The sequence below is a fragment of the Bacillus sp. SIMBA_026 genome, from assembly GCF_046535335.1.
Lineage (GTDB): Bacteria > Bacillota > Bacilli > Bacillales > Bacillaceae > Bacillus > Bacillus velezensis.
This window is the reverse complement of sequence record NZ_JAWRWX010000001.1, coordinates 1,637,690-1,656,166: the sequence shown is the minus strand read 5'-3', so window position 1 is coordinate 1,656,166 and position 18,477 is coordinate 1,637,690. Positions and strand designations below refer to the sequence as shown.

General features: G+C 45.2%; 21 protein-coding genes. 14 read left to right on the top strand and 7 right to left on the bottom strand.

Going from position 1 to position 18,477, the window contains the following annotated elements; all coding sequences use genetic code 11:
- Nucleotides 1–97: 97 nt before the first annotated feature.
- The 8 genes from ccpN (at nt 98) to SB847_RS07865 (ending at nt 8,139) form a co-directional block, all read left to right on the top strand.
- Nucleotides 98–736: a transcriptional regulator CcpN gene (gene ccpN, locus SB847_RS07900; RefSeq protein WP_014470676.1), complete on the top strand. Its 639-nt coding sequence runs from the start codon at nt 98–100 to the stop codon at nt 734–736.
- Between the two features lie 25 nt (nt 737–761).
- Entirely contained in the window at nt 762–1,574 is an 813-nt protein-coding gene (locus SB847_RS07895; protein WP_003152991.1) for a pyruvate, water dikinase regulatory protein, read from the top strand.
- Between the two features lie 255 nt (nt 1,575–1,829).
- Nucleotides 1,830–2,336, top strand: coding sequence for a YaiI/YqxD family protein (locus tag SB847_RS07890; protein WP_007612647.1), 507 nt, complete (start codon nt 1,830–1,832; stop codon nt 2,334–2,336).
- Between the two features lie 21 nt (nt 2,337–2,357).
- A complete protein-coding gene (gene dnaG, locus SB847_RS07885; RefSeq protein WP_410561481.1) occupies nt 2,358–4,169 on the top strand; it encodes a DNA primase in 1,812 nt (603 codons plus the stop codon).
- A 192-nt stretch (nt 4,170–4,361) separates the two neighbouring features.
- A complete protein-coding gene (rpoD, locus tag SB847_RS07880) occupies nt 4,362–5,483 on the top strand; it encodes an RNA polymerase sigma factor RpoD (protein WP_003152998.1) in 1,122 nt (373 codons plus the stop codon).
- A gap of 349 nt (nt 5,484–5,832) precedes the next feature.
- Nucleotides 5,833–6,195 (top strand): cytochrome c550, encoded by a 363-nt coding sequence (gene cccA / locus SB847_RS07875; protein WP_003152999.1) that lies wholly within the window; start codon nt 5,833–5,835, stop codon nt 6,193–6,195.
- A gap of 125 nt (nt 6,196–6,320) precedes the next feature.
- On the top strand, nt 6,321–7,025 hold the full coding sequence (locus SB847_RS07870; RefSeq protein ID WP_410563139.1) for a tRNA (adenine(22)-N(1))-methyltransferase: 705 nt from the start codon (nt 6,321–6,323) through the stop codon (nt 7,023–7,025).
- Complete coding sequence (locus tag SB847_RS07865; RefSeq protein WP_406528189.1) at nt 7,018–8,139, top strand: Nif3-like dinuclear metal center hexameric protein; 1,122 nt, start codon at nt 7,018–7,020, stop codon at nt 8,137–8,139. The genes SB847_RS07870 and SB847_RS07865 overlap by 8 nt, the downstream gene beginning before the upstream one ends.
- Before the next feature lie 19 nt (nt 8,140–8,158).
- On the opposite strand, the gene SB847_RS07860 is transcribed toward SB847_RS07865, so the two are convergent.
- Nucleotides 8,159–9,103, bottom strand: a complete 945-nt coding sequence (locus SB847_RS07860) for a 4-hydroxy-3-methylbut-2-enyl diphosphate reductase (protein WP_029326068.1) — start codon at nt 9,101–9,103, stop codon at nt 8,159–8,161.
- Between the two features lie 122 nt (nt 9,104–9,225).
- Nucleotides 9,226–9,921 (bottom strand): VrrA/YqfQ family protein, encoded by a 696-nt coding sequence (gene vrrA, locus SB847_RS07855; RefSeq protein ID WP_410561484.1) that lies wholly within the window; start codon nt 9,919–9,921, stop codon nt 9,226–9,228.
- 165 nt (nt 9,922–10,086) lie between these two features.
- Between vrrA and SB847_RS07850 the strand changes: the two genes are divergently transcribed.
- Together SB847_RS07850 and SB847_RS07845 are read left to right on the top strand one after the other, a co-directional pair.
- Complete coding sequence (locus tag SB847_RS07850) at nt 10,087–11,403, top strand: DEAD/DEAH box helicase (RefSeq protein WP_038459223.1); 1,317 nt, start codon at nt 10,087–10,089, stop codon at nt 11,401–11,403.
- Nucleotides 11,404–11,414: 11 nt separating this feature from the next.
- Nucleotides 11,415–12,308: a deoxyribonuclease IV gene (locus tag SB847_RS07845; RefSeq protein WP_038459221.1), complete on the top strand. Its 894-nt coding sequence runs from the start codon at nt 11,415–11,417 to the stop codon at nt 12,306–12,308.
- A gap of 32 nt (nt 12,309–12,340) precedes the next feature.
- Here SB847_RS07845 and SB847_RS07840 read toward each other — a convergent pair whose 3' ends face one another.
- Nucleotides 12,341–12,595, bottom strand: a complete 255-nt coding sequence (locus SB847_RS07840; protein WP_003153013.1) for a DUF2624 domain-containing protein — start codon at nt 12,593–12,595, stop codon at nt 12,341–12,343.
- 118 nt (nt 12,596–12,713) lie between these two features.
- Here SB847_RS07840 and SB847_RS07835 point away from each other — a divergent pair, with 118 nt between their 5' ends.
- Nucleotides 12,714–13,595 (top strand): YitT family protein, encoded by an 882-nt coding sequence (locus tag SB847_RS07835; protein WP_007408296.1) that lies wholly within the window; start codon nt 12,714–12,716, stop codon nt 13,593–13,595.
- Between the two features lie 123 nt (nt 13,596–13,718).
- A complete protein-coding gene (gene zur / locus SB847_RS07830) occupies nt 13,719–14,129 on the top strand; it encodes a zinc uptake transcriptional repressor Zur (protein WP_007612627.1) in 411 nt (136 codons plus the stop codon).
- Nucleotides 14,130–14,159: 30 nt separating this feature from the next.
- On the opposite strand, the gene SB847_RS07825 is transcribed toward zur, so the two are convergent.
- On the bottom strand, nt 14,160–14,741 hold the full coding sequence (locus SB847_RS07825; protein ID WP_007612626.1) for a hypothetical protein: 582 nt from the start codon (nt 14,739–14,741) through the stop codon (nt 14,160–14,162).
- 133 nt (nt 14,742–14,874) lie between these two features.
- Between SB847_RS07825 and SB847_RS07820 the strand changes: the two genes are divergently transcribed.
- On the top strand, nt 14,875–15,252 hold the full coding sequence (locus tag SB847_RS07820; protein ID WP_087920773.1) for a DUF308 domain-containing protein: 378 nt from the start codon (nt 14,875–14,877) through the stop codon (nt 15,250–15,252).
- 33 nt (nt 15,253–15,285) lie between these two features.
- On the opposite strand, the gene ispG is transcribed toward SB847_RS07820, so the two are convergent.
- The 3 genes from ispG to SB847_RS07805 all read right to left on the bottom strand — a co-directional run bounded on the left by ispG (nt 15,286) and on the right by SB847_RS07805 (nt 17,690).
- Entirely contained in the window at nt 15,286–16,398 is a 1,113-nt protein-coding gene (gene ispG / locus SB847_RS07815; RefSeq protein WP_410563141.1) for a flavodoxin-dependent (E)-4-hydroxy-3-methylbut-2-enyl-diphosphate synthase, read from the bottom strand.
- Nucleotides 16,399–16,530: 132 nt separating this feature from the next.
- Nucleotides 16,531–16,833, bottom strand: coding sequence for a LysM peptidoglycan-binding domain-containing protein (locus SB847_RS07810; RefSeq protein ID WP_025285006.1), 303 nt, complete (start codon nt 16,831–16,833; stop codon nt 16,531–16,533).
- Nucleotides 16,834–16,925: 92 nt separating this feature from the next.
- Nucleotides 16,926–17,690 (bottom strand): DUF1189 domain-containing protein, encoded by a 765-nt coding sequence (locus tag SB847_RS07805; RefSeq protein ID WP_014418394.1) that lies wholly within the window; start codon nt 17,688–17,690, stop codon nt 16,926–16,928.
- Nucleotides 17,691–17,848: 158 nt separating this feature from the next.
- Between SB847_RS07805 and SB847_RS07800 the strand changes: the two genes are divergently transcribed.
- Entirely contained in the window at nt 17,849–18,331 is a 483-nt protein-coding gene (locus tag SB847_RS07800) for a DUF456 domain-containing protein (protein ID WP_015387996.1), read from the top strand.
- The last annotated feature ends 146 nt before the right edge of the window (nt 18,332–18,477 follow it).

Genomic DNA, 18,477 nt, shown 5'->3' with positions numbered 1-18,477 from the left:
AAAAGACGGTTGCTGTGTGATCGGCAATCGTCTTTTCCCCTTTTACATAAACATCACAGAATGAAAACATAGATAAAGAAACCCTTCCATAAAGGTGGTGAGTACGATCGAATTAAATAAACGGCAAGAACAAATTTTACAGATTGTAAAGGAAAACGGCCCGATTACCGGAGAGCATATCGCAGAACAGCTCAATTTAACGAGGGCTACGCTGCGGCCGGACTTGGCCATACTCACCATGTCAGGCTTCTTAGAGGCCCGTCCGCGGGTCGGTTATTTTTATACGGGGAAAACGGGAAATCAGCTGCTTGCGGATAAACTGAAAAAGCTGCAAGTGAAAGATTTTCAATCGATCCCTGTTGTCATCAATGAGAATGTCTCGGTATACGATGCCATCTGCACCATGTTTTTAGAAGATGTCGGCACGTTATTTGTCGTAGATCGTGATGCTGTCTTAGTCGGTGTGCTGTCACGCAAAGATTTGCTGCGGGCGAGCATCGGCCAGCAGGAACTTGCCTCAATACCGGTTCATATTATCATGACAAGAATGCCGAATATCGCCGTCTGCCGGCGTGACGATTATGTGATGGACATCGCCAAGTTTTTAATTGAAAAACAGATCGATGCCCTGCCCGTTATTAAAGATACGGATAAAGGCTTTGAGGTCATCGGCCGGTTTACCAAAACGAATATGACTAAGATACTTGTCAGTTTATCAGAAAATGAAATCATATAAGCTTGAAAACTAACGGGGGGATAACATGGACAATCGCATCATTTATGTAGTATCAGACTCAGTCGGAGAAACCGCCGAACTCGTTGTAAAAGCCTCGCTCAGCCAGTTTAACGGCTCAGCCGATGATACGCATATCAGAAGAATACCTTATGTGGAAGATATCGGCACCATTAATGAAGTCGTGTCTCTCGCCAAAGCGGACGGCGGCATTATTTGTTTTACGCTCGTTGTTCCTGAAATGCGCAAATACCTGGTTGAACAAGCGGAAAAAGCGAATGTGCTGTATTACGATATTATCGGTCCGCTCATCGATAAAATGGAATCAGCTTACGGTCTGACCGCAAAATATGAACCGGGCCGCGTCCGCCAGCTTGATGAAGATTATTTCAAAAAGGTCGAGGCGATCGAGTTTGCCGTCAAATATGACGATGGCAGGGATCCAAGAGGCATTTTAAAAGCCGATATCATCCTGCTCGGAGTATCCAGAACGTCTAAAACCCCATTATCACAATATCTTGCCCATAAGCGTCTGAAAGTGGCCAATGTGCCGATCGTTCCTGAGGTCGATCCGCCGGAAGAACTGTTCAGCGTTGATCCGAAAAAATGCATCGGCTTAAAAATCAGCCCTGATAAACTGAACCATATACGAAAAGAACGGTTAAAATCTCTCGGCTTAAATGACAAAGCCATTTACGCCAATATCAACAGAATTAAAGAAGAGCTGGAGTATTTTGAGAAAATCGTGGACCGGATCGGCTGCCAAGTCGTTGACGTTTCGAATAAAGCGGTCGAGGAAACAGCGAACATCATTCATCATCTCAAAACAAAGGGCCGATAACTCAGGACGCTTTATCCTGGGTTTTTGGGTATGCAAATAGGGAATAAACAAAAAGGATGGCATCTTCGCGAAGTTTGTATTATAATAAAAAATTGTGATAAAATGTTTATTTTTAGGTTTAAGCTTCGTGTGATACGAATAAACTATTATGGGTAAGATGTCAAGAATAACTCCCGGAAATTTTTCGACAAAGCTCAAAATAGATCCGCAGTCATGGAGCATATGCGATTTCGCTTGTTTTTATGCAGGAGATTGATGGAGGGATGGAGAATTAGTCTTCTAAATGAAAAAGAAAAGACGATTTTTGTCGATGCAGACGCATGCCCCGTAAAAGAGGAAATAATGCTCATTGCATCGCAATACAGCGTTCGGGTTATTTTCGTCGCATCATTTGAACACTACCAGCTTTCCAGAAGCAAAGACGAGAACTGGGTATACGTTGATCCTCATAAAGAAGCGGCAGATTTATATATCGCAAACCATGTGAGATCGGGAGACGTCGTAGTCACGCAGGATATCGGTTTAGCCTCTCTTTTGCTGAACAGAAATATTGCCGTCTTATCGGAAAGGGGCCGTTCTTATACTGAAGACACGATTGACTTCGCTCTGATGAGCCGTCATATGTCAGGCAAAATGAGAAGAAGCGGCATTCATTCCAAAGGACCTAAAAAATTAAATAAAGAAGATCGGAATCGATTTGTTACCCTGCTTAAAAAAATCCTGTCGAATGATGAAGGGATTTCAAATCAAAGCATCGAATAATGTACGACGGAGTGTTATAAGATGGGAAACCGCATACCAGATGAAGTAGTTAATCAGGTGCAGCAGTCAGCAGACATTGTTGAAGTCATAGGTGATTATGTCCAATTGAAAAAGCAAGGCCGCAACTACTTTGGGCTCTGTCCGTTTCACGGGGAAAACACGCCCTCGTTTTCCGTCTCCAGCGATAAGCAGATCTTTCATTGCTTCGGATGCGGTGCGGGCGGGAACGTTTTCTCTTTCTTACGGCAGATGGAAGGCTATTCATTTACGGAAGCTGTTTCTCACCTTGCGGATAAATATCAGATTGATTTCCCTGATGATATAATGATTCACTCTGCATCCAGGCCTGAATCTTCCGGAGAGCAGAAGATGGCGGAAGCCCACGAGCTTCTGAAGAAATTTTACCATCATTTGCTAATAAATACAAAGGAAGGCCAGGAAGCGTTAGATTACCTTTTATCAAGGGGTTTTACGAAAGAGCTCATAGATGAGTTTGAAATCGGCTACGCGCTGGATTCCTGGGATTTCATGACGAAATTCTTGAAAAAGCGCGGTTTTGAGGAAGAACTGATGGAAAAAGCGGGTCTGCTGATCAGAAGGGAAGACGGCAGCGGGTATTTTGACCGTTTCAGAAACAGAATTATGTTTCCCATTCATGATCACCACGGAGCCGTGGCGGCTTTTTCAGGAAGGGCGCTCGGAAGCCAGCAGCCGAAATATATGAACAGCCCGGAAACGCCGCTGTTTCATAAATCTAAGCTGCTGTATAACTTTCATAAAGCGCGCCTGCCGATCAGGAAAGAGGAGAGAGCCGTTCTGTTTGAAGGCTTCGCTGACGTCATATCCGCCGTCAGCTCAGGCGTAAAAGAAAGTATCGCCACAATGGGGACGTCGCTTACCGAAGAGCATGTGAAAATCCTCAGGAGAAATGTTCAGGAGGTCATTCTCTGCTACGATTCGGATAAAGCCGGGTACGAAGCTACGCTGAAAGCGGCCGGCCTGCTCCAGAAAGCCGATTGTAAGGTAAGAGTAAGCATGCTGCCTGACGGGCTTGATCCTGATGATTATATCAGAACCCGGGGCGGAGAAAAATTCCGGACCGATATCATTGATGCAAGCGTTACGGTCATGGCTTTTAAAATGCAGTATTTCCGCAAAGGGAAAAACTTATCTGACGAAGGAGACCGGCTCGCTTACATGAAAGAAGTGCTGAAAGAAATCAGCGCTCTTTCCGGGTCGCTTGAGCAGGAAATGTATGTGAAGCAGCTCGCCTCGGAATTTTCTCTTTCGGTAGAATCTTTGACGGAACAGCTTTCCATCTACGCCAGACAAAACGCCCCCGGCGACAAAAACGCCGAACCGCAGACAAGACGGGCCAGGGTGACGACAAAAGCGAAACGGCGCCGTCTCCGTCCCGCCTATGAGAACGCGGAAAGACTTCTGCTCGCTCATATGCTGAGAGACCGAAACGTCATAAAGAAAGTGATTGAGCGTGTCGGCTTTGAATTTAACATTGACGGACATCGTGCGCTGGCAGCATACCTGTACGCTGTTTATGAAGAGGGCGCTGACATGACGCCGCAGCATCTTATGGCGAGAATGCAGGATGAGGAAATCAGCCAGCTGCTTTCAGATATAGGGATGCTCCAAGTAAACGAGGAGCTCTCAGAGGCCGAGTTATCCGATTACGTAAAAAAAGTGTTGGATCACCGAAAATGGTCAATGATAAAGGAAAAAGAAGCAGAAAGAGCGGATGCGGAGAGGCAGAAAGACTTCGTGAAAGCTGCGTCTCTGGCTCAAGAAATTGTTGCATTGAACCGATCATTAAAGTAACACCAAAAAGAGGCTTGCGTTCTGATTGGCAATGATTCCTTGCGGAGGAGCAAATAGATCGCTTAACCTCATCATGAATTGTCATTTATTATCCGCAGCCCTGCATGCTGAAAAAGAGAGAAGGCTTCCGGGTCGGATAAGAAACATACCGCTTTTAGAATTCGTTGCAAGCTTTGGAAGGAGGGATCCATAATGGCTGATAAACAAACCCACGAAACAGAAACAGAACTTACATTAGACCAGGTAAAAGAGCAGCTTACTGAAACTGGAAAAAAACGTGGCGTTTTAACATATGAAGAAATTGCTGAACGCATGTCCAGCTTTGAAATTGAATCAGACCAAATGGATGAGTATTATGAATTTTTAGGAGAACAAGGTGTTGAATTAATTAGTGAAAATGAAGAAACGGAAGATCCTAATATTCAACAGCTTGCCAAAGCCGAAGAAGAATTTGACCTTAATGACCTCAGCGTACCGCCTGGTGTAAAGATCAATGATCCAGTCCGCATGTACCTTAAGGAAATCGGACGGGTAAATCTTCTTTCTGCTAAAGAAGAAATCACCTACGCTCAAAAAATTGAAGAGGGTGACGAGGAATCTAAACGCAGACTGGCTGAAGCAAACCTTCGTTTAGTTGTCAGCATTGCTAAACGGTATGTCGGCCGCGGCATGCTTTTCTTAGACTTGATCCAAGAAGGAAACATGGGTCTCATGAAAGCAGTCGAGAAGTTTGACTACCGTAAAGGATATAAATTCAGTACGTATGCGACTTGGTGGATCAGACAGGCGATTACACGCGCCATCGCTGACCAGGCGAGAACAATCCGTATCCCGGTTCACATGGTGGAAACCATCAACAAATTAATCCGGGTGCAGCGTCAGCTTCTTCAGGATCTTGGCAGAGAGCCGACACCGGAAGAGATTGCTGAAGACATGGATCTGACGCCTGAAAAAGTCCGTGAAATATTAAAAATTGCTCAAGAGCCTGTTTCTTTAGAAACGCCGATCGGTGAAGAAGACGACTCACATCTCGGTGACTTCATCGAAGACCAGGAAGCGACATCTCCGTCGGATCATGCGGCATATGAGCTTTTAAAAGAACAGCTGGAAGATGTGCTGGATACGTTGACAGATCGTGAAGAAAACGTGCTGCGTCTCCGTTTCGGTCTGGATGACGGGCGCACAAGAACTTTGGAAGAAGTCGGCAAAGTGTTTGGAGTAACGAGAGAGCGTATTCGCCAAATTGAAGCAAAAGCGCTTCGCAAATTGAGACATCCGAGCAGAAGCAAACGTCTGAAGGATTTTCTCGAATAGAATGGAACGGGTCTTTTTGATCCGTTCTTTTTTATGTATAAGATATATGGATAATATACCTTTATTTTACTGGATAAGCATATGTTTTGCAAATGAGTTCAGAAAAAATGCGGCATGTCCTGAAATGGGGAAAATGAGATAAGTTTATTTATATTCTTTATTGTAAGCGTATACAATTCATTATACAATAGAATAAAGATAATTTTGTGATAAACAAAACAGTTATTTTGCTTTTTGTATAAATTGTGAAATCAATGAAATTGCTGAGCAAGACCATTTACTTTTTGTAAAAATAAGTTAGAATTAGAAGTGTTTACATAGGGGGAGAATGAAAAAGGGGGATGGAGATATGAAGTGGAATCCGCTGATTCCTTTTTTGCTCATTGCAGTGCTGGGAATAGGGCTGACTTTCTTTTTAGCTGTAAAAGGCAATGGAGATGCGCATCAGATCGCAAGCGGCGGTGAAAGCAAAAATGCCGAGAAGGAAACTGCAAACGCTTCACCTGAAGAGATTTATAAAGCGAACTGCATCACCTGTCACGGGGAAAACTATGAAGGTGTGTCAGGGCCGAACTTAAAAGGCGTCGGCAAAAGAAAAGATGTCGCTGAGATTAAAACAAAAATTGAAAAAGGCGGCAACGGGATGCCCGCGGGCCTTGTGCCGGCCGAAAAGCTGGATGACATGGCAAAATGGGTTTCTGACATTAAATAAAGCTTTACCGGTCCCTATATAAAAGACATATGAAAAACTCTATCCGCCGCTTGGATTCCGGGCGGTTTTTTTATATGATAGTAAAGGAAAAAGAACCTGAGAAAAGTTGTGATATTGTGAATGAAATGAAGTTATCTAAAAGATTGCAGTCTGTGGCGGAATATATCCCTCCGGGTGCCCTGGTTGCTGATATCGGATCGGACCACGCGTATCTTCCTTGCTATGCCGTTTTGAATCAATTGGCAAGCCGGGCAATCGCCGGTGAAATTACAGACGGGCCGTATCTATCCGCCAAACAGCAGGTGGAAAAACTGGACTTAAGCACTCTTATCTCCGTAAGGAAAGGTGACGGGCTGAGCGTCCTTGAAAAAGGAGAAGCCGGCGCCATTACAATCGCTGGCATGGGCGGAGCGCTGATCGCTCATATTTTGGAGTCCGGAAAAACGAAATTGACGGGGCGTGAACGGCTGATTCTGCAGCCGAATATTCATGCCGTTCATATAAGAGAGTGGCTGTATCAGGAAGGTTATGAACTGATTGATGAAGTGATTCTCGAAGAAGACGGAAAGTGTTATGAAATCCTCGTTGCGGAAACTGGCGACCGTGATGCGCCGTATCGGGACGTGCCGATGGCTGCCGGAATGCTTGCGGGTCCGTTTTTATTAAAAGAGAGGAATGAAGTGTTTCTTCGGAAATGGAGCCAGGAACTTAAGCATACTGAACAAATTTATGAACAGATCAGCCGCAGCGCAAAGCATGAAAATCATGAAAAATTAGCTGAATTGAAAGAGCGGATTTCTCTGCTGAAGGAGGTAATCGGACATGCCTAAACATGTGAACGGACAGGAAATCATCCAGCTGTTTGAACAATTTTCACCGAAGGCTTTTGCGGTGGAAGGAGATAAAATCGGGCTGCAGATCGGTACATTGAATAAGCCGGTGAAAAATGTCATGGTGACACTGGATGTTCTGGAACAAACGGTAGATGAAGCCATTGAGAAAAAAGTTGACTTAATTATCGCCCACCACCCGCCGATTTTTCGGCCGCTTAAACAGATCACCACTGATCAGCCTGGCGGAAGACTGATTGAGAAATGTATAAAGCATGATATTGCCGTATATGCGGCTCATACGAATCTTGATGTAGCGGACGGCGGTGTGAACGATCTCCTTGCCGAAGCTCTCGGCCTGACAGACACAGAGGTGCTCGTCCCGACATATTCGGACCCGCTGAAAAAGCTTGCCGTATATGTTCCGAAAGACTATGAAGAAGCTGTAAGAACTGCACTTGGCAACGCCGGAGCGGGACATATCGGCAATTACAGCCATTGCGCGTTCTCCTCTGAGGGAATCGGCAGCTTTAAGCCGCTGGACGGGGCAGAACCGTTTATCGGGCAGACGGGAGAACTGGAGCTCGTCCATGAAGTGAGACTTGAGACCGTTTTTCCGGCAAGTATGGAGAGAACCGTCGTAAAAGCGCTGAAAAAAAGCCATCCGTATGAAGAGGTGGCATATGATATTTATCCGGTGGAGCAGTCTCCGCTTAAAAAAGGGCTCGGCCGCATCGGAAAACTTCAGCAAGACATGACGCTTGAAGAGTTTGCGCTGTTTGTGAAAGAAAAGTTTGACGTTAACGGAGTCCGGATGGTCGGAGAGCGAAACAGCAAGGTGAAAAAAGTCGCGGTTCTTGGCGGTGACGGAAATAAATATATTTATCAGGCAAAGCGGAAGGGTGCAGATGTTTACGTGACAGGCGATCTTTATTTCCATGTAGCGCATGATGCGATGATGATGGGATTAAACGTCGTGGACCCGGGGCATTATGCTGAAAAGATCATGAGAAAAGGCACGGCTGAGAAGCTTACGGCAATGGCCGGAGAGAAAAACTATGATGTGCGCATTTTCGCTTCCGAAACAGATACAAACCCATTTACCTTCTTATAAAAAACTGAGGCCTCGGGCCTCAGTTTTTTATTTTTACTTTCGGAAGGATTTTTTTAAGCGGCACACTGTGTTCAAGCTGCCATGTCGATTCATCGTTGTGGTCAAACTGCTCTAAAAAGCGGATGACTTCCTTTGTAATCGGTGTCGGTGTTGATGCGCCTGCGGTAACGGCGACGGTATTGACGTCTTTCAGCCATTCGAGCTTCAGTTCACTGATGTCTCCGATTCGGTAGGCTTTTGTTCCGGCGATTTCTTCTGACACTTGCGCCAGTCTGTTGGAGTTATTGCTTTTCGGATCACCGACAACAATGGTTAAGTCCGCTTTTTTTGCCTGCTCTGATACAGCTTCTTGACGAACCTGTGTGGCCAGGCAGATTTCCTGATGGTATTGCACGTACGGGTACTTTTCTTTGACTGATTCCATAATATCGTGGACGTCCCACTGGGACATTGTCGTTTGGTTTGTAACGATTAATTTCTCAGCCTGAATATCGAGATTTCTCACGTCTTCCTCTGTTTCAACGAGATGAACGATTTCAGGAGCGACGCCGACGGCTCCTTCAGGCTCGGGGTGGCCTTTTTTACCGATGTATATGACGTGATAGCCTTCAGCTTTTACTTTTCGGATTAAGTCATGTGTTTTCGTGACGTCCGGGCATGTGGCGTCAATCGTAACAAGCCCTTTTTCCTCAGCGGCTTTTCTTACTTCCGGAGATACCCCGTGAGCCGTGAAAATAACGGTTCCTTTTTCCACCTGCTTTAAAATCTCCAGACGGTTTGTGCCGTCAAGCGTGTAAATGCCGTCTTCCTCAAACGCATCTGTGACATGCTTATTATGAACAATCATTCCCAGTATATATATAGGTCTTGGCAGTGTTTTATCGAGTGACGCGTTTTTGGCTATGACCATGGCATCAACAACGCCGTAACAGTAGCCGCGCGGCGATATTTTGATAACGTCCAATGTAGATGTCCTCCTATCAAAAGTGAGTGTAGAGGCAATATAAAAAGCCGTAGTTAAACGGCTCAAATCTTGCATTCTTCTGATCTCATTATAGCTAATCTTTCGTGAGATATCAAAGAATGTTAAATATATAATTTCGGCTTTGATCTGCCCGATGTTCTTTTTGGACGCGGCTGTTCCGCTGAGTCTGCCTGTTCGGCGTCTTTTTCTTTTGAAGCGGATGCTTTTTCAGACGTCTTTTTTGATGTTTTGGATGAGGCGTCTGATTTGTTTTCATCTTCTGTTTCATCTGTTTTTTCAGCTTCATCCTTTTTGTCCTGTTCGTCTGTTTCTTTCGTCTCGTCAGATTCATTCTCGTCATCACTGCTGCTTAATTGGCTGTAAAGCTTCATCATGGCGGGCAGACTCCGTACTAAAGGACCGTACTGCTGGATCATCGGCGTAACCTGCTGCGCCACGCCGAGCACCTTCTGAACGTTGCCGAGCATGCTCGACAGGGATGCCGGACTTGCCAGGTTCTGTATTCCCTGCAGTCCTGCACCTGCTCCTCCGCTGGCCGCCGCCGGTGCCGACGCGGCAGCGCTTCCTCCTCCTGAACCGGGTAAAAAACGGGAAAGCATCCCTTTTAAGCCCCCTCCGCCGCCCGTGCCTGCGTTTCTCAGGCCCGCTCCGGCAATCTGCTGCTGAGGGAAAAGCTGCCGGCCCTGCTGCATCAGCTGCCGGCTCGGCAATGACGGTCTTCCTCCCATCATCATACGCGGATTCATAAACGGCCGGCCCTGCTGCGCCATATTTCTCATCGGCTGCTGTGGAAACATACTTGTACCTCCTTTCTGTCTCTCTGCTATTACAATATGCATCGGAGGGGGCATTTGCTTTTCTGTCTCGAAAACAGGATTCCCCCAAGACATGGTGTTTTTAAGTAAAATCGGTTATAATGTGATGATGGACACAGAATGTGCCGCTTTAAGGAGCTGGGAAAAATGAAAGAAACTAAATTTGATGGATACAACTTAAAACCGTTTATTATAGATGCAGTTCACCGCCTTGGTTTTTATGAACCGACAGATATTCAAAAGCGTCTGATACCTGCCGTACTGAAAAACGAAAGCGTGATCGGGCAGTCCCAGACGGGGACGGGGAAAACCCACGCCTATTTATTGCCAATTTTGAATCGGATTGATCCGGGTTCTGATACGGTACAGGCCGTTATCACGGCGCCGACGAGAGAGCTTGCCAATCAGATTCATCAGGAAGCGCTCAAAATCACACAGGGTGCGGAAGATGAGCCGATCCGGACAAAATGCTTCATCGGCGGGACGGACAAGCAAAAATCAATTGATAAGCTGAAAACACAGCCGCATCTGGTCGTCGGAACGCCGGGCCGGATCGCGGATCTGATTAAGGCGCAGGCATTGAACGTCTATAAAGCGCAGTCTCTCGTCATTGACGAAGCTGATCTGATGCTTGATATGGGCTTTTTAGAAGACGTTGATTACATCGGGTCGCGTATGCCGGAAGAACTGCAGATGCTTGTGTTCTCAGCTACGATTCCGGAAAAGCTGAAGCCGTTTTTGAAAAAGTATATGGAAAATCCGAAGTACGCGCATGTTGAGCCGAAAAGAATCACAGCCGAAAAGATTGAACATGTGTTGGTTCCTTCTAAACAGCGTGATAAAGACAAACTGCTTTTTGATATGATGTCTCATCTGAATCCTTATCTGGGCATTGTGTTTGCAAATACGAAAAACACGGCTGACCATATTGCGAAATACCTGACTGAAAAAGGAATGAGGGTCGGTCTTCTGCACGGGGGATTAACGCCGCGTGAGCGCAAAAAGGTAATGAAGCAGATTAATGATCTGGAGTTCACTTATGTCATTGCGACAGACCTTGCGGCTAGAGGAATTGACATTAAAGGCGTAAGCCACGTCATCAACTACGAGCTTCCGGACGATCTGGATTTTTATGTTCACCGCGTCGGGAGAACTGCACGCGCCGGTTCATCAGGCCAAGCACTGACCATTTATGAGCTTTCTGACGAAGATGCGCTCGTAAGACTCGAAAAGATGGGCATTGTGTTTGACTATGCGGAGCTTGTAAACGGCGAATGGAAGAAAGGCGATGACCGCCACCGCCGTAAAAATCGCAAAAAGACGGCAAATGAGGCTGACCAAATTGCGAAACGCCTCGTGAAAAAGCCGAAAAAAGTAAAGCCGGGCTATAAAAAGAAAATGAGCTACGAAATGGAAAAAATTAAAAAGAAGCAGAGAAGAAACAAATCTAACAGAGGAAAGTAGGGGGAATCGGGTTGCTGAAAATAGGCTCACACGTCTCAATGAGCGGAAAACATATGCTCCTTGCCGCGAGCAAGGAAGCTGTTTCGTACGGGGCGAATACATTTATGATCTATACGGGCGCTCCCCAAAACACGCGCCGCAAAAAAATTGAAGACTTGAATATCGAAGCGGGCCGCGCCCATATGAAGGAAAACGGCATCGACGAGATTGTCGTGCATGCGCCGTACATCATTAACATCGGAAATACGACAAATCCGGCAACATTTGAGCTGGGCGTTGATTTTCTGCGTTCTGAAATTGAAAGAACGGCAGCGATCGGCGCGAGACAGATCGTGCTTCATCCAGGAGCGCATGTCGGAGCCGGAGCTGAAACGGGCATCAAAAAAATCATTGAAGGTCTAAACGAAGTGATTGTTCCCGAGCAAAACGTGCAGATTGCGCTGGAGACAATGGCGGGCAAAGGCTCAGAATGCGGGAGAAGCTTTGAAGAGCTGGCCGAGATCATTGCGGGAGTCACGCATAATGAACATCTATCCGTCTGCTTTGACACTTGCCACACCCATGACGCCGGGTATGATGTCGCTAATGATTTTGACGGTGTTCTTAACGAGTTTGATAAAATTGTCGGCATCGATCGGATAAAAGTCCTTCATGTTAACGACAGTAAAAATATTAAAGGCGCCCGGAAAGACCGCCATGAAAATATCGGGTTCGGAGAGATCGGTTTTGACGCTCTGCAGTACATCGTTCATCACGAGCAGCTTGCCGATATTCCGAAAATCCTCGAAACACCGTATGTAGGCGAAGACAAGAAAAATAAGAAGCCGCCGTACCGTTTTGAAATCGAAATGCTGAAAGAAAAGCAGTTTGATAAGGAGCTTCTTGAAAAAATATCAGCTCAATAAGAAAGAAAGGAGGGGCGGGTGTCCCTCCTTTCTTACCCTGAGAATTGATTGAAAAGTTCGTCAACTTTCCGTGCCGTTTCTTTTGAGGTTATCGTTTCCACTTTTTTCAGCAGGCGCAGCCGCTCCTGTTCATCAAAAATATTAATGTTTTTTCCGTGCATCAGAGCCGCTACCTCAGCCGCTTGACTTCTTGTAATGCTGATTCCGTATTGCTTGGAATATTTCAGCAGATCGTCCGCAGTGACTTGATTGAGCCGCTGCAAAATAATTCTTTGTATTAAAATCATCGATACTTTCACCTCTTTAGACATAATGTATTGAGCAGATCATTAAAATGTTACAGCTTTTAATGGTAAAATAAAGTTGCTTACTGTTTAAAATAGTTATTATAGGAAAGGAGATTTTATGACCCCAAATAAACAGCATAAAAGAGAATCATTTTTACACTTTATCTTCAGGGTCATTATGATTCTGATCGGGGCGGGTTCAGCCGCCGTAAGTATTGAATTGTTTCTGGTCCCTAATAATTTTATCGACGGAGGCATTATCGGTGTTTCATTAATTTTAGACCACCTCTTTATGTCCAATCCCCTCCTCAATTTTGCCTTATTCGTTGTGTTACTCAACATTCCATTTATGATTTTCGGATATAAATATATCGGAAAAACATTTCTCATCTCTACTGTTATCGGAATCGTCGGTTTAGCGCTGATTGAATCCTCATTGCACCATGTGGAGGCCATTACGACCCAGCCTATTTTGGCGACGGTATTCGGCGGGCTTTTGCTCGGTTTCGGGGTAGGCCTTGTCATCCGAAACGGAGGCTCGATGGACGGTACTGAAATCCTCGGTATCCTTCTCACGAAAAAGCTGCCCTTTTCAGTCGGGGAATTCGTTATGCTCATCAATGTGTTTATTTTCATTTGGGCCGGTTTTGTGTTCGGTCCGGAGCAGGCAATGTATTCTTTCATGACTTATTATATTGCCATGAAAACGATTGACGCCGTCATCCAGGGGCTTGATGAAACAAAAGCGGTCATTATTGTTGCAGAGCAATATGCTGAGATCTCAGATGCTATATTGCACCGGCTTGGACGGGGAACCACCAAGCTTCAGGGCAAAGGCGGATATACGGATGAAACCAAAGAAGTCATTTACGCGGTCGTGACAAGGCTTGAAGTGACTAAATTGAAATCCATTGTGTTTGAAATTGATAAAAACGCCTTTATTACGATCATGAATACCCATGAAACGAGGGGCGGTAAGTTCAAAACCGCGATTCACTAGGCTTTCATTTACTTTTCATCATTTTATAGGTATAATTTGATACATCATAAGAAAATGGCCTGCTGTTCAGACAGCTGCCATTTTCTTTTTGGAGCGATACCGTGTTGTAAAGGGGAGGTCCTCATGAACGTACAAGAAGCGTTGAACCTGCTGAAAGAAAAAGGGTATAAATATACGAGTAAGCGAGAAGACATGCTGCAGCTTTTTGCTGATTCTGATAAATATCTGACCGCCAAAAACGTGCTTGCCGCATTAAATGACGACTATCCGGGTCTGAGCTTTGATACCATATACAGAAATCTTTCGTTATATGAAGAACTCGGCATTTTGGAAACGACGGAGCTTTCCGGAGAAAAACTGTTCCGTTTTACATGCTCTTATACCCATCATCATCACCATTTTATCTGTTTAACCTGCGGGAAAACGAAGGAAATTGAGTCCTGTCCGATGGATAAGCTGCACGATGATTTGGAAGGGTATGACATCAGCGGCCATAAGTTTGAAATTTACGGCACCTGTCCGGCGTGCCGATAAAAAACCTCCTGCTTATACAGGAGGTTTTTTTCAGCTTTTAACATGCTGAAAGCTATGTTTGTTTTTATTAATCCAGGCGACGGCTTCAAGCCAATTCTGCACCCTGATAATATTGGAATCGATGGGGAGCTGATTATATGGGGAGTTAAAAAGGATAACCGGAATGCCTGCTTCTTTTGCGATCATTGTCGCATTGCCGTGGTGATCTTCGAAAAATAAATCAATGCCGTGTTTTTTGACGGCTTCCACTTTGTGATGGCCTCCGACAAGCTCAATGTGATCGTAATGAATTTTCTGGTTTGCAAACCAGTCCAGCGTAACATCTTCTAAGTGGCCGCGTCTTGCCGTAATGTAGATCAGACGGTGCTCTTCTTTCAGTCCGTCCAGTGCCTGCTTGGCAAATTCCGCGAGTTTGGCTTCTTTATATATGGCTGCTTCATGAACGTTCATCCATTCCCAAAATTCCTCGTCTGTAATGTTCAAAAGCTTCGTCAGATCATAATCAGTCATATCATCCAAGGTAATGGAAAGATGAAATGAGCGGTTTAAATAAGGGACAAATGTATCCTGTGCCGTAACTGTGCCGTCAATATCTATACCTAACCGTAACATGTCCACACTCCTATAAATTCATCCCTTCAAGTGTAACATAAACAATTAACAATACCAGAAAAGTTTAGCAAACATGAATCCGTAAAAAACGCGGAAACTAAAAAAGCTCCTTTCATAAAAGAAAAAGGGGGAATTGAAGGTGGCATACGATTACGAAAATCGAAAAGGCAACGACTACTATGTGGATCATGGATCGGAAGGAACCGATATCACGCGTGATGTTTATTCAGAAGAAACAGCGGCTGAAATCTCAGAGCCATATCGTGCTTCTGACCGGGCAGCAGACCGTGATGATAACCGGGACGGAGTAAGTGAAGGCCGGGGGATAGGGTATGCAGCATTGGCTATTTCTATCATTTCCCTGTTTGTGCTCCCTGTTTTATTAGGGGCATGCGGCATTATCGTCGGCTATATCGCCAGAAGAAGAGGAGCAGGCGCTTTAGGCGGATGGGCGATGGGAATCGGTATTGTTTCCCTTGTGCTCGGCATCTTCATTACACCGTTTTTTTAACACAACGCAAAAAAAAGCTTGGCGGAATATCCGTCAAGCTTTTTGTGTTTCTTGTTCTGCTTTTTCCGCTTCAAGCTTTGCGTAGTGTTCTTCTGCCAGCTTGTCGATTTCTTTTTTCAGCTCTTCGACCATGGTTTCTTCAGGAACTTTGCGGACGATTTGGCCTTTGCGGAAAAGAAGTCCTTCGCCGCGCGCGCCGGCAATCCCGATATCGGCTTCTCTTGCTTCACCCGGTCCGTTAACGGCACATCCGAGAACCGCTACTTTAATCGGCGCTTTGACTTTAGAAATGTATTCTTCCACTTCATTTGCGATGCTGATGAGATCAATTTCGATCCGTCCGCATGTCGGGCATGAAATAAGCGTAGCCGCGTTTGAAGCGAGACCGAATGATTTCAGCAGTTCTCTGGCTACTTTTACTTCTTCAACCGGGTCGGCGCTCAGAGAGATCCGGAGCGTGTTTCCGATTCCTTTGCTTAAAATCGCTCCGAGTCCGGCCGCGCTTTTTACCGTTCCGGCAAACAGCGTGCCCGATTCTGTAATTCCGAGGTGGAGCGGATAATCAAATGCTTTTGACGCTTTTTCGTATGCTTCTATGGCGAGATTGACGTCAGACGCTTTCATGCTGACGATGATGTCGTGAAAGTCAAGGTCTTCCAGGATTTTGATATGATGAAGCGCACTCTCAACCATTCCGTCAGCAGTCGGATAGCCGTATTTTTCTAAAATGCGTTTTTCCAAAGAACCCGCGTTTACGCCGATCCGGATCGGAATTCCTTTTTCTTTCGCCGCTTTTACGACGGCTTCCACTTTTTCGCGCCGGCCGATGTTACCCGGGTTGATTCTGATTTTGTCGGCGCCGCCCTCAATTGCTTTTAATGCAAGCTTGTAGTCAAAATGAATATCGACAACGAGAGGGATGGAAATTTGTTTTTTGATGTCGGCAATCGCGTTAGCGGCGCGTTCGTCCGGACATGCTACCCGGACAATTTGGCAGCCGGCTTCGGCTAAACGGTTGATTTCCGCAACTGTTGCTTCTACGTCGTGTGTCTTGGTCGTCGTCATACTCTGAATAACGACTTCGTTATTTCCGCCTATTGTTAAAGGTCCCACTTTGACGGGACGCGTTTTTGTACGATGTGTGATTTCACTCACTTGTCAATCGCTCCTTAATTGTAGTTACCGCTTTTGCAGGCTGAGCCTTTTACATGTCAGGCAACTTCTATTTACATGTTATATTGTAACAGTGTATTTGCCGAACTGACAAGAAATTAACGTTTAATTGCGGTAGACGGGGAATTTATAAGCGGTGCCTGCCCGAATGGCATTTGCTTTTACATTCGGATTCAGCGCTTCAAAATCTTGTGCAATATCATCTGGCGCTTTATGCGCGCCGACTATCGACATCACCGTATCGCCTTTTTTGACCGTAACCGTTCTGTATGAAGCTTCCTGTTTTGCTGGCTGTGCCGCCGCTGCGTATGCTGGAAGGTCTTGAGAAGGGATCGTGCCGATTTTAAGATCGTAAAAGATAATGAATATCACAAATAAACTGCCGAATACAAAAGTAAGCCGCTTCATTCCAACCGCCTCCCGCATACATTTTTACTTCATTGTATGCTTGTCCCATTTTGTTCATGACAAAAAAAGAAGACCGCCGGGGGCAGTCTTTGTTACACAGCTGTTTTTCTTGGCGGTATCTCTTTTAAGACGAGGAAAAGGATGATAAAGTTTACAAACCAATTCACTAAAAATTCACTCGGCACTGTAATAACAAGCGCTCGCATGATCGTAAAGAATATGGTCGAAAGTGTAATGGAATAAGCCGAAAGCTTCCAGAGCTGCTGGTAATTCAATGTCTTTCTTTGCGCATTTTTCAATATCAGGCCGATGACGGCAAGAAATGATACTTCAATGAATTTTCCGGCCGCTGTCATGATGAACAGCAAAACGGACAGGACGGTGACGATCATTGTTTTATTTTGGTTTAATGCTGATATGATTTCTTTTTTTGTGATATCAGCAGGCATCAGCGAATAATTCATTTCTGTCGCCTGTCCGTCTACAGCAAGCACCATTTTATTTTTCAAAATGCCGATCGCGTTTTGTTTCGCCGCTATTTGTTTCGCGCCGTAAGCATCTGTCGGATCAAACACGATGACAAAGCCGTTCGCTTCCGTTTCCTTAGAGGCGGACGCTTTCGTCTGCAATTCTCCGTTTGAAATGCTGAAATCAGGGAAATCTTTCTTTAACACGGTTTTGAAACCGTTCATTGAGTTTACGGTGCCGGAGCAAAGGTAATAAGCGCTTGGCAGCGTAAAAAGGACAGACAGCAAAAATACATAAAGGATCGCTTTTCCTATCCCCTGAAACCGTGTTTTTGCAATATCCGCCGGAGAGTATGTACTTTTCAATAAAGCCGTAAATATGTTCAACATCTTCACTTCCTAGCCTAAACTGGTATATGTTGCTTATTGTATCGTTCACAGGGGATGAACACAAGTGAGAGTATTTAAAGCGGTGATAAGGAATCATACATAATAAGATAAAGCGGGAAGCGGTGATCGCCCGCAAAACAAAGGAGGGTGTTTTTGTCATGAGTGTTTTGTATTGGCTGATTATCATTGCGGTCTTCGTCATTGCTTTTATCGGACTTGTATATCCGGTGATTCCAAGCGTTATTTTTATTGTGGCCGGTTTTCTTCTCTACGGATTTTTGTTTTCCTTCAGTCCATATTCTTACCTGTTTTGGCTCATTGAGGCGGTATTTGCGGCCGTTTTATTCGCAGCTGACTATGTGTCAAATTTACTTGGCGTTAAAAGGTACGGAGGAAGCAGGGCGGCGATCTGGGGAAGCACGATCGGATTATTGATCGGACCCTTCGTCATTCCCGTGGCAGGCATTATATTAGGCCCGTTTATCGGTGCTGTCTGCGCTGAGGTGTTTGTTCATCAAAAGGATATCAAGTCCGCGGCAAAAGTGGGGCTCGGCTCGTTAATCGGCTTTTTAACAAGCGTGGCGGCAAAAGGCGTCATTCAGCTCTTTATGATCGGATATTTCTTGTGGACGGTGCTTTAGAAAGGTTTAATTTCGGCCATGAACGGATAAAGTGTAATATGTCTGCTGGAATCGCCGGATTGTGAGCTTTTTCATTGATTACCACGCTTTCTTTTGTTACATTGAGATTAGAAAAGTTCGCGTTAAGCGGCATTTCAGTACATATA